General features: G+C 59.7%; 10 protein-coding genes. 4 read left to right on the top strand and 6 right to left on the bottom strand.

What is annotated here, in order from left to right; genetic code table 11:
• Positions 1 to 63: 63 nt before the first annotated feature.
• The gene (norR, locus tag E3W21_RS07610; protein ID WP_134418952.1) at positions 64 to 1,614 is read right to left on the bottom strand and encodes a nitric oxide reductase transcriptional regulator NorR; all 1,551 of its coding nucleotides are present in this window, start codon (positions 1,612 to 1,614) and stop codon (positions 64 to 66) included.
• Between the two features lie 156 nt (positions 1,615 to 1,770).
• Here norR and hmpA point away from each other — a divergent pair, with 156 nt between their 5' ends.
• Positions 1,771 to 2,952 carry an NO-inducible flavohemoprotein gene (gene hmpA, locus E3W21_RS07605; RefSeq protein WP_129441405.1) on the top strand — a complete coding sequence of 394 codons (1,182 nt, stop codon included), beginning with the start codon at positions 1,771 to 1,773 and terminating at the stop codon, positions 2,950 to 2,952.
• A gap of 52 nt (positions 2,953 to 3,004) precedes the next feature.
• Here the strand turns inward: hmpA and E3W21_RS07600 are convergent, their stop codons facing one another.
• From E3W21_RS07600 to E3W21_RS07580, 5 genes are all read right to left on the bottom strand, one after another.
• Positions 3,005 to 3,661, bottom strand: a complete 657-nt coding sequence (locus E3W21_RS07600) for a transcriptional regulator (protein ID WP_129441407.1) — start codon at positions 3,659 to 3,661, stop codon at positions 3,005 to 3,007.
• Positions 3,662 to 3,753: 92 nt separating this feature from the next.
• Positions 3,754 to 4,881, bottom strand: coding sequence for an FAD-binding oxidoreductase (locus tag E3W21_RS07595; protein ID WP_134418951.1), 1,128 nt, complete (start codon positions 4,879 to 4,881; stop codon positions 3,754 to 3,756).
• A gap of 147 nt (positions 4,882 to 5,028) precedes the next feature.
• Positions 5,029 to 5,976 (bottom strand): ornithine cyclodeaminase family protein, encoded by a 948-nt coding sequence (locus E3W21_RS07590; RefSeq protein ID WP_134418950.1) that lies wholly within the window; start codon positions 5,974 to 5,976, stop codon positions 5,029 to 5,031.
• A gap of 126 nt (positions 5,977 to 6,102) precedes the next feature.
• Entirely contained in the window at positions 6,103 to 7,590 is a 1,488-nt protein-coding gene (gene rhlB, locus E3W21_RS07585) for an ATP-dependent RNA helicase RhlB (protein WP_134418949.1), read from the bottom strand.
• Between the two features lie 98 nt (positions 7,591 to 7,688).
• Complete coding sequence (locus tag E3W21_RS07580; protein ID WP_134418948.1) at positions 7,689 to 8,345, bottom strand: alpha/beta hydrolase; 657 nt, start codon at positions 8,343 to 8,345, stop codon at positions 7,689 to 7,691.
• Positions 8,346 to 8,811: 466 nt separating this feature from the next.
• Between E3W21_RS07580 and E3W21_RS07575 the strand changes: the two genes are divergently transcribed.
• The 3 genes from E3W21_RS07575 (at position 8,812) to E3W21_RS07565 (ending at position 12,195) form a co-directional block, all read left to right on the top strand.
• The gene (locus E3W21_RS07575) at positions 8,812 to 9,840 is read left to right on the top strand and encodes an amino acid ABC transporter substrate-binding protein (RefSeq protein WP_123365710.1); all 1,029 of its coding nucleotides are present in this window, start codon (positions 8,812 to 8,814) and stop codon (positions 9,838 to 9,840) included.
• A 65-nt stretch (positions 9,841 to 9,905) separates the two neighbouring features.
• The gene (locus E3W21_RS07570; protein WP_134418947.1) at positions 9,906 to 11,087 is read left to right on the top strand and encodes an amino acid ABC transporter permease; all 1,182 of its coding nucleotides are present in this window, start codon (positions 9,906 to 9,908) and stop codon (positions 11,085 to 11,087) included.
• A gap of 10 nt (positions 11,088 to 11,097) precedes the next feature.
• The gene (locus tag E3W21_RS07565; protein WP_134418946.1) at positions 11,098 to 12,195 is read left to right on the top strand and encodes an amino acid ABC transporter permease; all 1,098 of its coding nucleotides are present in this window, start codon (positions 11,098 to 11,100) and stop codon (positions 12,193 to 12,195) included.
• Positions 12,196 to 12,206 lie beyond the last annotated feature (11 nt).

Genomic DNA, 12,206 nt, shown 5'->3' with positions numbered 1-12,206 from the left:
GAATGGTTTGGCGAAGACTTCGTCCTCGGACGCAGCCTTTGGCAGCTGCTACAAGGGATCGCGTTATTTCATTCCCAGGCGTTTGGCCATCCGCCCAAGATTCGCCCGATCCAAGCCTAGCTCACGCGCCGCACTTGCCCAATTGTTATGGTGCCGTTCCAGACAGGCGTTGATCAGTCGACGCTGATAGTCCTCGGTCGCGGCCCGCAAGTCTCCCGAGACCAAAGCAGCAGGGCTGACAGGGACTGGCTCGGTTGCAAGCTCAACGCTGCCATTGGGCAAATCCAGATCCGCCGCGCTCAAACTCAGAATCTTCGGCCGCGCCTTGCAATTACCCAACGCCTTCAAGGCGCTGCGGCCAATCAAGTGCTCCAGCTCCCGCACGTTGCCCGGCCAACCATATGCCAGCAACGCCGCCTGCGCATCGCTGTTCAGGCGCAGGCTGTTGAGGCCCATGCGAGAACGGTTTTGCTCCAGAAAATAGCCGCTGAGCAGCAACACATCCCGCCCACGATCACGCAGTGCTGGCACCAGCAACGGATAAACGCTCAGGCGGTGATAGAAGTCGGCACGGTAGTGGCCGCTGCGCACTTCCTCGGCCAGGTCGCGATTGGTCGCGGCGATCAGACGTACGTCCACCTGATGTTCTTTATCCGAACCCAACCGCTGCAATTGACCGCTTTGCAGGACTCGCAACAATTTGGCCTGGACGGTCAGGGACAGCTCACCGACTTCATCGAGAAACAGCGTGCCGCCATTGGCCAGTTCAAACTTGCCGCGCCGATCGTTCATCGCGCCGGTGAAGGCGCCGCGAACGTGGCCGAACAATTCGCTCTCCACCAGCGTGTCCGGCAGCGCGGCACAGTTGAGGCTGATGATCGGCTTGTCGGCCCGGGGCGATGCGGCGTGGATGGCTTGGGCGACCAGTTCCTTGCCGACCCCGGTTTCGCCGGTGATCAGCACGGTAAGATCGCTGCCGCCCACCAGATTGATTTCTTCCACCAGCCGTTTGTGGGCCTTGCTCTGGCCAATCATCTCGCGGTTCTGCTGGCCGCTGGCTTGTCGGTAAACCTCGGCACGCTGATGTTCGTCTTCGACACGATTGGCCAGGCGTTCGATGCGCTCGGCGGCGTTGACGGTGGCGGCGGCGAGGCTGGCGAAGGCTTCCAGGGCGTCCAGCTCGATCGAATCGAAGCGCTCCGGATCGAGTGCGTCGAGGGTCAGCAAACCCCATGGACGCTCGTCGATAAACAGCGGGCAACCCATGCAGTCGTGGACTTCCAGATGATCGTCGAGGCCATCGACCAGTCCGTCGTAAGGGTCGGGCAAGTCGCTGTCGGCGGCGAAACGAGTCGGGCCGGGACTGCTGAGCAGCGCTTCGAAACGCGGGTGTTCGCTGACTTTGAAGCGTCGACCGAGGGTGTCGGTGCTCAACCCGTCGACGGCCAGTGGCACCAGCCATTCGCCATCAAGGCGCAGCAGGGCAGCAGCGTCGCACGGGAGCAAGGCGCGCATGGCTTCGAGCAAGCGCCGATAACGCTCGCCTTCGGGGAGTTCGCGGGACAGGTCGGAGACCAGTGGCAGCAGGGTGGTGAGCAAGGCTTTTGCAGTCATAGTGACTCCATGTAGTCGGTAGGACTATAAGTCAGTCTTTGTCGATATGACTATAAAGAATTTAACTAATTGATTTATAAGGTTTTATTTTGTGGCATGGAAACTGATAAGTACAAGGCAGTCAGTTAGCAATCCAAGTAGATCAGGAGTCGCCTTATGCTTAGCGTTCAAGACCGTGCAATCGTCAAATCCACCGTGCCCTTGCTGGAAAGCGGTGGCGAAGCATTGATCACTCATTTCTACCGCATGATGCTGTCCGAGTACCCGGAAGTCCGCCCGCTATTCAACCAGGCTCACCAGGCCAGCGGTGATCAGCCGCGCGCCCTGGCAAACGGTGTCTTGATGTATGCGCGGCACATCGACCAGCTCGATCAGTTGGGCGACCTGGTGGCCAAGATCATCAACAAGCACGTGGCCCTGCAAATCCTCCCGGAACATTACCCGATTGTCGGCGCCTGCCTGCTGCGAGCCATCTCCGAAGTGCTGGGCGATGAGATCGCCACACCTGAAGTGATGGCCGCCTGGGGGGCTGCTTACGGTCAATTGGCCGACATCCTGATCGGTGCCGAAACCAGCATCTACGACCAGAAGGAACAGGCACCGGGCGGCTGGCGCGGGGCGCGGGAATTCATCGTGGTGGCCAAGGTCGAGGAAAGCGCGGAAATCATCTCGTTCTACTTCGAACCGGCGGACAAAGGCCCGATTCTGGCGGCAGAACCCGGCCAGTACATCGGCATGAAACTGATCCTCGATGGCGAAGAGATTCGTCGTAACTATTCGCTGTCGGCCCTGGCCAACAAGGGTCAATACCGGATCAGCGTCAAACGTGAAACCGGTGGCCGCGCCTCCAACCATCTTCACGATCAATTGCATGTGGGCTCCAGCATCCAGCTGTTCCCGCCATCGGGTGAATTCACCCTGACCGACAGCGACAAACCGTTGGTGCTGATCAGCGGCGGCGTCGGCATCACTCCGACGCTGGCGATGCTCGAAGCGGCGCTGGCGACCGAACGGCCTGTGCACTTTATCCACTGCGCGCGTAACGGTAGCGTTCATGCTTTCCGCGACTGGATCGATGGCTTGGCCGAGCGTCATCCGCAGCTCAAACGCTTCTATTGCTATGACGAAGATGATGGCGTGAGCCCGGCGGCGCACCAGGTTGGCCTGTTGAGCCAGGAGCAACTGGGCGAGTGGTTGCCGCAGCAGCGTGACCTGGACGCTTACTTCCTTGGACCAAAAGGCTTCATGGCGGCGGTCAAGCGTCACCTGAAAGCGTTGGGTGTGCCGGAGAAGCAAAGCCGTTACGAATTCTTCGGGCCGGCTTCGGCGCTGGAGTAACGCTAACGCCGGGTACTCTGTGGCGAGGGAGCAAGCTCCCTCGCCACAGGTTTCAGCCCTTCAGTTCTTTCAAATGTTTGTACACCGTTGCCCGCCCCATGTTCAGCACGTTCGCCACATAGTTGGAGGCGCTTTTGCCTTTGAAGGCGCCCTCGGCGTGCAGTGCCAGCACCAGTTCGCGTTTATGGTCACGGGTCAGCAGGTTCAGGCTCAGCTGACGTTCGCGCAGCCAGGCGTGGAGGAAGGTGTTGATGCGCTCCTGCCAGTCATCGCGAAACAGCGAGTCCGGTTGCGGAATCAACTTGCTCGGCGACAGGAACAGGTCCAGCGCGGCTTTGGCATTTTCGAACAACGAAATATTCAAATTAATGCACAGCACCGCCAGCGGATGACCTTCGCTGTCGCGCAGCACGCTGCTCAGGCTGCGAATCTTCTGGCCATCCCAGTTGAGCTTTTCGTACGGCCCGATGTTTCGTTCGCTGATATCGTCGCTGAGCATGTCCTCCAGCGCCGAGTCGTCACCGATTTCCCGTTTGGACAGGTTGTTGGCGATGTAGTCGACCTTCTGGGTACGCAGGTCGTGCAGCACCACCTCGGCGTGAGGAAAGAACAACGTGGCGATGGCATCGGCGATCGCGCGGAAGTTATCCAGCGGTGAGCTCTTCAATGCAGAGTCATCACCGGCCGGTTCTTGTTCTTGGGCGTTCATAAAGTGGAGCTCCAGACAGCATCAGCGCCCCGTCAAAAAAGGGCGCTGGAAGTTTGCCGCAATCGTGTCGACACGTCACCTGCGTCCAAAGGTCAGCCCAGTCGCGAAGGGGAGAGCATTTGGGTGTTCAGACCGAAGCGAGTCAGTTGCTCGGGCAAGGCTTCACCGCGCACCAGTGCGGCGCTGGCCTGGCCCATGGCCGGCGAGGTCTGGATGCCATAACCGCCTTGTGCCGCTACCCAGAATAACCCCGGCACCTGCGGATCGAAACCGGACAGCAAATCACCGTCGCTCACAAAACTGCGCAAGCCGGCCCAGGTGCGGGTCGGACGGCGGATGGTCAGGGTGGTGGCTTCTTCGATCTGGTAGATGCCCATCGCAATGTCCAACTCTTCGGGCTGCACGTCGTGCGGTTCCACCGGGTCGGCGTTGGCTGGCGAGCCGAGGAACATTCCGGCATCGGGCTTCATGTAGAAGGATTCGTCGAGGCTGACCAGCATTGGCCAATGGTGGATGTCCACGCCCTCGGGACCGGCGAAGATGAACGCCGCGCGGCGCTTGGGTTGCAGGCCCAGTGGTCTGGCACCGGCCAGCTCGCCGATTTTGTCGGCCCAGGCGCCTGCCGCGTTGATGATGATCGGGGCGCGGAAGGTTTGACCGTTGGTTTGCACGTGCCACACACCTTCGGCGTCACGGGTCAGGCTCAGGACTTCGCTATCGGTATGAACTTCGCCCTTGTTGCGTCGGATACCGCGCAGGTAGCCCTGATGCAAGGCATCGGTGTCGATGTCGCTGGCGGTCGGGTCGTAAATCGCACCATGGACTTTTTCCCGGCGCAGGATCGGCAGGCGCACGCAGGCCTCGTCGGCGCTGAGTCGCTGCATCTCCGGCACCGTGGCTTTGGCGCTCAGGTATTGATAGTTCAGCTCGTCCGGGTCGCCGGTGAAGTCCACGGTCATCTCGCCACGCGGGGTCAGCAGCGGGTGTTCGCAGAAACCAGGCGGCGGTGCGTCGAAGAAGTCGCGACTGGCTTGGGTCAGCGCCCGAACCTGCGGTGTGCCGTAAGCGGCGGTGAACAATGCGGCCGAACGTCCGGTGGAGTGGTAAGCCGGATGGGATTCGCGTTCGAGCACGATCACTCGGGCGTGCTGCGACAACCAGAAACCGGTGGAAGCGCCGGCAATCCCGCCGCCGATGATGATGAAATCTGCCTGGCTCATGAACGTCTCCTGTGGGGCGTAAATGCCGAATGTGTGGATGACCCTTGTGGGAGCGGGCTTGCTCGCGAAAGCGGTGTGTCAGTCGACGTCGTCGGTGAATGTCAGACCGCATTCGCGAGCAAGCCCGCTCCCACAGGGTTCGTGGTGTCAGGGCTGCAAGCGGTAAAGGGCATTGGCCAGTGCGATGTCTTCCAGGCCCAGGCCAATGGAGCGGAAGAACACATGACGGTCGTAGCCAGGGCGCTGGACTTTTTCGCTGAGCAGGTCAGGCAGGTCGCCGATGATCGCGCCCTTGTCCCAACCATGCTGTTCACCGGCAATCAGCATCTCGCCGGCCGAGCCCGGGGTGGTCAGACGATAGTCGCAGAACACTTGCATGTCATTGAGGCTCTGCGGCGGCACTTCGTGGGCACGCGGTGCGTTGGTGCTGATGGAGGTGATCAGTGCCGGTTTGCTCAAGCTTGACGGGTCGATCACCGGGGCTGCGGACGAGGTGCAGAGCATGATCACGTCGGCGTCTTGAACCGCTGCTTCACGACTGTCGACGATGGTCAGGCGTGGATCGAGACTTTGGAGCTGTGCCAATACTTCGGGATTCTTGTCGCTCAGGCTCGGCGAGTAGAGGCTGATGCTCTGCCAGTCGCGCAGGCCTTTGACGTAGTGCAAATGCGCCTGGGCGACCTTGCCGCTGCCGATGATCGCCAGGTGTCGGGCCTTCAGCGGGGCGAGGGCGTCGACCGCCACTGCGGTTGTTGCGGCGGTGCGTGCCGTGGTCAGTTCACCGGCATCGCAGAGCAGCAACGGCTGGCCGGTCTGCATCGACATTAGCAGCGTCCAGGCGGTCACCAGCGGGCCTTGTTCTCGAACGATGTACGGCGAGGTCTTGACCCCGTACACGCCGTCTTCGGCCAATACGCCCAAGTAGTTGATGAAATCGCCAGCGCCCTGCGGGAACTCCACCAGTTGCTGCGCCGGTTGCACAGCTTGCCCGGCGGCCAAGTCGCGGAACAGTTTGCGCAGGATCTGCGGCACGTCGACCTGCACCAGCAACTCGCTGGCCTGGGCTTGGGTGATCACGTAAGGCGTACTGGTCATGGTCGGCTCCGGGAGCTGGAAGTAAACTAATTTGTCCATTATGGACTTTTAGTTGTCTTGATCAATGTCCGGACGAAAAAAAAGCGCAGTCCGTTTCCGGCTGCGCCTCTTTTAGTGCGACCCGCGTTACGGGCGCTTGCGCTCAACCGCCCGCAGCAGATGCGTCGGTGGCGTTTCACAGCTGATCTTGCGACCCAGCAGCGCCTCGATGGACGGTAGCTGGTAGGAGTCGTCTTCACCGGCAAAACTGATGGACACGCCATCGGCGCCGGCACGACCGGTGCGGCCGATACGGTGCACGTAATCGTCCGGGACTTCCGGCAGGGTGAAGTTGATCACGTGGCTGATGCCGTCGATGTGAATGCCGCGACCGGCCACATCGGTGGCGACCAGTACGCGGATCTTGCCTTCGCGGAAACCTTCCAGGGTCTTGATGCGCTTGTGCTGCGGCACGTCGCCGGACAGTTGCGCGGCGTTGACGCCATCACGCACCAGGCGTTCTTCGATGCGCCGCACTTCATCCTTGCGGTTGGCGAACACCATCACCCGCTCCCAACCGTTGTCGTTGACCAGGTTGTAGAGCAGTTTGTATTTGTCGGCACCGGCGACGGCGTAGATGTGTTGCTCGACGTTTTCGCTGGCCACGTTCTGCGACTCGATCTCGACGATCGACGGGTCGGTGGTCCATTGCTTGGCCAGGTTCATCACGTCTTCGGTGAAGGTCGCGGAGAACAGCAGCGTCTGACGCTCGTTTTTCGGCGGGGTCTGGCGAATGATCTGACGCACTTGTGGGATGAAACCCATGTCGAGCATTCGGTCGGCTTCGTCCAGGACCATGACTTCGACCATGTCCAGGTGCACGTCGCCGCGCTGGTTGAAGTCCAGCAGACGACCCGGCGTGGCCACGAGGATGTCGCAATGACGAGCTTCGAGGTTTTTGAGCTGCTTGTCGAAGTCCATGCCGCCGACAAACGTCATGACGTTGAGGCCGGTGTATTTGGTCAGGTCGGCTGCGTCCTTGGCGATCTGCACCACCAGTTCACGGGTCGGTGCAATGATCAGCGCCCGTGGCTCGCCCATGTAACGCTCTTTCGGCGGCGGGGTTTCCAGCAACTGAGTGATGATCGAAATCAGGAACGCTGCGGTTTTGCCGGTGCCGGTCTGGGCGCGGCCAATGGCATCTTTGCCGGCCAGGGTGAAGCCGAGGACTTGTGCCTGGATCGGTGTGCAATACGGGAAGCCCAGGTCCTGGATGGCGTGCATCAGTTCGGGGGCGAGTTTGAAATCGTGGAAACGGGTTTTGCCTTCCTGGGGTTCGACGGCGAAGTCTTCGAGTTTCCAGGGGATAACCGGTGCTTTTGGCTTGGGTTCGCGACGCGGTTTGGCAGGTTTCGCAGCTTCGCTGCTCGGTTCTTCAGAGGCCTGAGCCTCAACGGGTTGGACGGCCGGTGTGGTCATCGGCTCGTACTTCGGTACCGCTACGGTTGCGGTCCGGCCAGACTGATTACCGTCGGTGCGGTGGCTGGGATGGTGAGACGGAGCGCTGGAGACTGGCGCGAGCTGCTCAGTCTCGCTTTTACCGAACATTTTCTTGAGTGCTTTGAGCACGGTCATCTCATCAATTGGTTAAGGAATATACGCCGGCCAGTGTAATGCAAGAATCGGGCGCGGCGTAGTGGGATGGATCAATGGGCTGCTTTTCACATAAACAGTTAACGCAAGCGCTCGGCGAGCCAGACACCAATGTCGCGAATTTCCTCGGGTAACACTTCGTGGCCCATTGGGTATTCCTGCCATGTGACGGTGACACCATGCTGCTTTAAATACTCGTAGGCGGTTCGGCCCATGGAGTTTTGAACGACGTCATCGTACTGGCCGTGTAAAGACAGAACGGGAATGCGCTGCTGGCTGGCGGAAAGCTCCAGTTCATCGCTGAAGGTCGGTGCATAGGTCGAGAGGGCAAGTACGCCACCCAACGGCCCCTGCCATTTCAGAAAAGCGGCGTGTAACGCCACCGCGCCACCTTGGGAAAAACCTGCCAGAAATATCCGCGAGGCGTCTATTCCGCTGGCGCGCTGCACGTCGATCAATTTAATGATCCTGTCTGCCGACTCTTCCAGCTGCTCGCGGTTGATCGCGCGCGCGGGGCTCATGGCCAATATGTCGTACCAGCTCGGCATCTCGTAACCACCATTGATGGTCACGGCGCAGGTCGGTGCCTGAGGGAGAACGAAGCGGGTGGTCAGCAGGCTTTCCTGCAACGCCTCGGCCACCGGCAAGAAGTCGTAGCGATCGGCGCCCAGGCCGTGCAGCCAGATAACGCAGGCGTCTGCAGGCTTGACGGGCTGAAGAATCAAGGGCTCGGTCATGGTTGCTCCAATGTTGTGCAGGCGCTCTCATTGAGTGCGAGGTCTGAGGGCGTGCCTGGTTGATCAGTTAAGAAGATGTCGCAAGGCTACAAGTTTTGCTATTGACCTGTAGCGCAATCGCTTCAGCGAGCGGTCTGGTACGGGCTTTGCTATGGGAAAACGGTGCAACCCATCTCGCGCCTTGCGGTAACACTATCAGTGTACTGCTGGCGATGGGATAGCAAAGAATCCGGTGATGGATGTTCGCCAGTGGCCGCTACGGGCTTCGCGAACGTGAAAGGGCTACAGCCCGTTCGGCCGATTGGTGAGAAGTGAGTTGTCCATGATGTGGATTTTCTCCTAATAGACTCATAGCGCAGGTCTTACGTCGGTTGACCCCAAAAAAAGCCAACACGGGTCAACAACGCCTCATAAGGGTGCGACTGGACTCAGCTCCGACACAACAAGAGCAAAACTGGAGGTTTGAATGAAGATGTTGAAATCCACCCTGGCTATCGTGACTGCAGCCGCAGTACTCGGTGTCAGTGGGTTCGCTCAGGCGGGTGCAACCCTGGATGCAGTGCAGAAGAAAGGTTTCGTACAGTGCGGCGTAAGTGATGGTCTGCCGGGCTTCTCGGTTCCGGACTCCACTGGCAAGATCATCGGCATCGATGCTGACGTCTGCCGCGCTGTGGCCGCTGCCGTTTTCGGCGACGCGACCAAGGTCAAATTCAGCCAGTTGAACGCCAAAGAGCGTTTCACCGCGCTGCAGTCCGGCGAAATCGACGTGCTGTCGCGTAACACCACCTGGACCAGCTCCCGCGATTCGGGCATGGGCCTGGTGTTTGCTGGCGTGACGTACTACGACGGCATCGGCTTCCTGGTGAACAACAAGCTGGGCGTGAAGAGCGCGAAAGAGCTCGACGGCGCCACCATCTGCATTCAAGCCGGTACCACGACCGAGCTGAACGTTTCCGACTACTTCCGCGGTAACGGTCTGAAATACACCCCGATCACCTTCGACACCTCCGATGAAAGCGCCAAGTCGCTGGAATCCGGTCGTTGCGACGTGCTGACCTCCGACAAATCCCAGCTCTACGCACAGCGCAGCAAGCTGGCGACCCCGACCGACTACGTCGTTCTGCCGGAAACCATCTCCAAGGAGCCTCTGGGCCCGGTCGTGCGTAAAGGCGACGAAGAGTGGTTCAGCATCGTCAAGTGGACCCTGTTCGCGATGCTCAACGCTGAAGAAATGGGCATCACCCAGAAAAACGTTGAAGCTGAAGCCAAAGCCACCAAGAACCCGGACGTCGCTCGTCTGCTGGGCGCTGACGGTGAATACGGCAAAGACCTGAAAGTGAAGAAAGACTGGGTCGTGCAGATCGTCAAGCAAGTGGGTAACTACGGTGAAGTGTTCGAGAAAAACCTCGGCAAAGGCACTCCACTGGCCATCGACCGCGGGCTGAACGCTCTGTGGAACAACGGCGGCATTCAATACGCACCACCAGTGCGCTGATGGTTCTATCACCCGGTGGGCCAACCGCCGGGTGATGTTCTGTTCCATTATTTGCGGGGCACTTCATGCAAAATTCAATCGGCGAACCAAAGCAGAGGCTCAGCCTCAGCGATCCAAAAGTGCGTGCGTGGCTATTTCAGATCATCACCATTGTGGCGGTGGTCTCGATGGGCTGGTATCTGTTCGACAACACACAGACCAACCTTCAACACCGGGGCATTACCTCCGGCTTCAGCTTTCTGGAGCGCAGTGCCGGTTTCGGCATCGCTCAACACCTGATCGACTACACCGAATCGGACACGTATGCCCGGGTGTTTGTCATCGGCTTGCTCAACACCCTGCTGGTGACCTTCATCGGCGTGATCCTGGCGACGATCCTCGGGTTCATCGTTGGTGTGTCACGGCTGTCGAAGAACTGGATCATCAGCAAGCTGGCGACTGTTTATGTGGAAGTCTTCCGCAACATTCCGCCGCTGCTGCAAATCCTGTTCTGGTACTTCGCGGTGTTCCTGACCATGCCGGGGCCACGCAACAGCCATAACTTCGGCGACACTTTCTTCGTCAGCAGCCGTGGCCTGAACATGCCGGCCGCGTTGACGGCGGACGGTTTCTGGCCGTTTGTGGTCAGCGTCGTCGTGGCCATTGTCGCCATCGTGCTGATGAGCCGCTGGGCCACCAAACGCTTCGAAGCGACCGGCGTACCGTTCCACAAGTTCTGGGTGGGCCTGGCGCTGTTCCTGGTGATCCCTGCGCTGTGCGCATTGATCTTCGGCGCGCCACTGCACTGGGAAATGCCGAAGCTGCAAGGCTTCAACTTCGTCGGTGGCTGGGTGCTGATCCCGGAACTGCTGGCGCTGACCTTGGCCCTGACGGTGTACACCGCGGCGTTTATCGCCGAGATCGTGCGTTCGGGCATCAAGTCGGTCAGCCACGGCCAGACGGAAGCGGCGCACTCGTTGGGATTGCGCAACGGTCCGACGCTGCGCAAGGTGATCATCCCGCAAGCCCTGCGCGTGATCATTCCACCGCTCACCAGCCAATACCTGAACCTGGCGAAGAACTCCTCGCTGGCGGCCGGTATCGGTTATCCGGAAATGGTCTCGTTGTTTGCCGGTACGGTGCTGAACCAGACCGGGCAGGCGATCGAGGTGATTGCCATCACCATGAGCGTGTACCTGGCGATCAGTATCAGCATTTCCCTGCTGATGAACTGGTACAACAAGCGCATTGCGCTGATCGAGCGGTAAGGAAAAGCGCATGACGACTCATACTTTCAAACCTGACATGCCACCCCCGAGCCGCAGCATCGGTGTCGTGGCGTGGATGCGCGCGAACATGTTCTCCAGCTGGCTCAACACCCTGCTGACCCTGTTCGCGTTCTACCTGATCTACCTGGTGGTGCCGCCGATCCTGCATTGGGCGATCCTCGATGCCAACTGGGTCGGCACCACGCGCACCGACTGCACGAAGGAGGGCGCCTGCTGGGTGTTCATCCAACAACGCTTCGGCCAGTTCATGTACGGCTATTACCCGACAGACCTGCGCTGGCGCGTGGACCTGACCGTGTGGCTGGCGGTCATCGGCGTGGCACCGTTGTTTATCTCGCGCTTTCACCGTAAAGCGGTGTATGGCCTGAGCTTCCTCTTCCTGTACCCGATCATTGCCTACTTCCTGTTGCATGGTGGTCTCTTCGGTCTGAGCACCGTGGCGACCAGCCAGTGGGGCGGGCTGATGCTGACTCTGGTGATCGCCACCGTCGGTATTGCCGGTGCGTTGCCGCTGGGTATCGTCCTGGCGCTGGGCCGTCGTTCGAACATGCCGGCGATTCGGGTGGTCTGTGTGACCTTCATCGAATTCTGGCGCGGCGTGCCGCTGATCACGGTGCTGTTCATGTCCTCGGTGATGCTGCCGTTGTTCCTGCCTGAAGGCATGAACTTCGACAAACTGCTGCGGGCACTGATCGGCGTGATCCTGTTCCAGTCGGCCTACGTCGCCGAAGTGGTGCGTGGCGGTCTGCAAGCGATTCCCAAAGGTCAGTACGAAGCGGCTGCAGCGATGGGCCTCGGTTACTGGCGCAGCATGGGCCTGGTAATTCTGCCGCAAGCCCTGAAGCTGGTGATCCCCGGTATCGTCAACACCTTCATTGCGCTGTTCAAGGACACGAGCCTGGTGATCATCATCGGCCTGTTCGACTTGCTCAACAGCGTCAAACAAGCCGCCGCCGACCCGAAATGGTTGGGCATGGCCACCGAAGGCTATGTGTTCGCGGCCCTGGTGTTCTGGATTTTCTGTTTTGGTATGTCCCGCTACTCCATGCATTTGGAACGTAAGCTGGACACTGGCCACAAGCGTTAGGAGCGTAGTTT

The organism is Pseudomonas sp. F01002, assembly GCF_004402115.1.
Taxonomy (GTDB): Bacteria; Pseudomonadota; Gammaproteobacteria; order Pseudomonadales; family Pseudomonadaceae; genus Aquipseudomonas; species Aquipseudomonas frigoris.
This window is presented reverse-complemented; position numbering and strand designations above follow the sequence as displayed.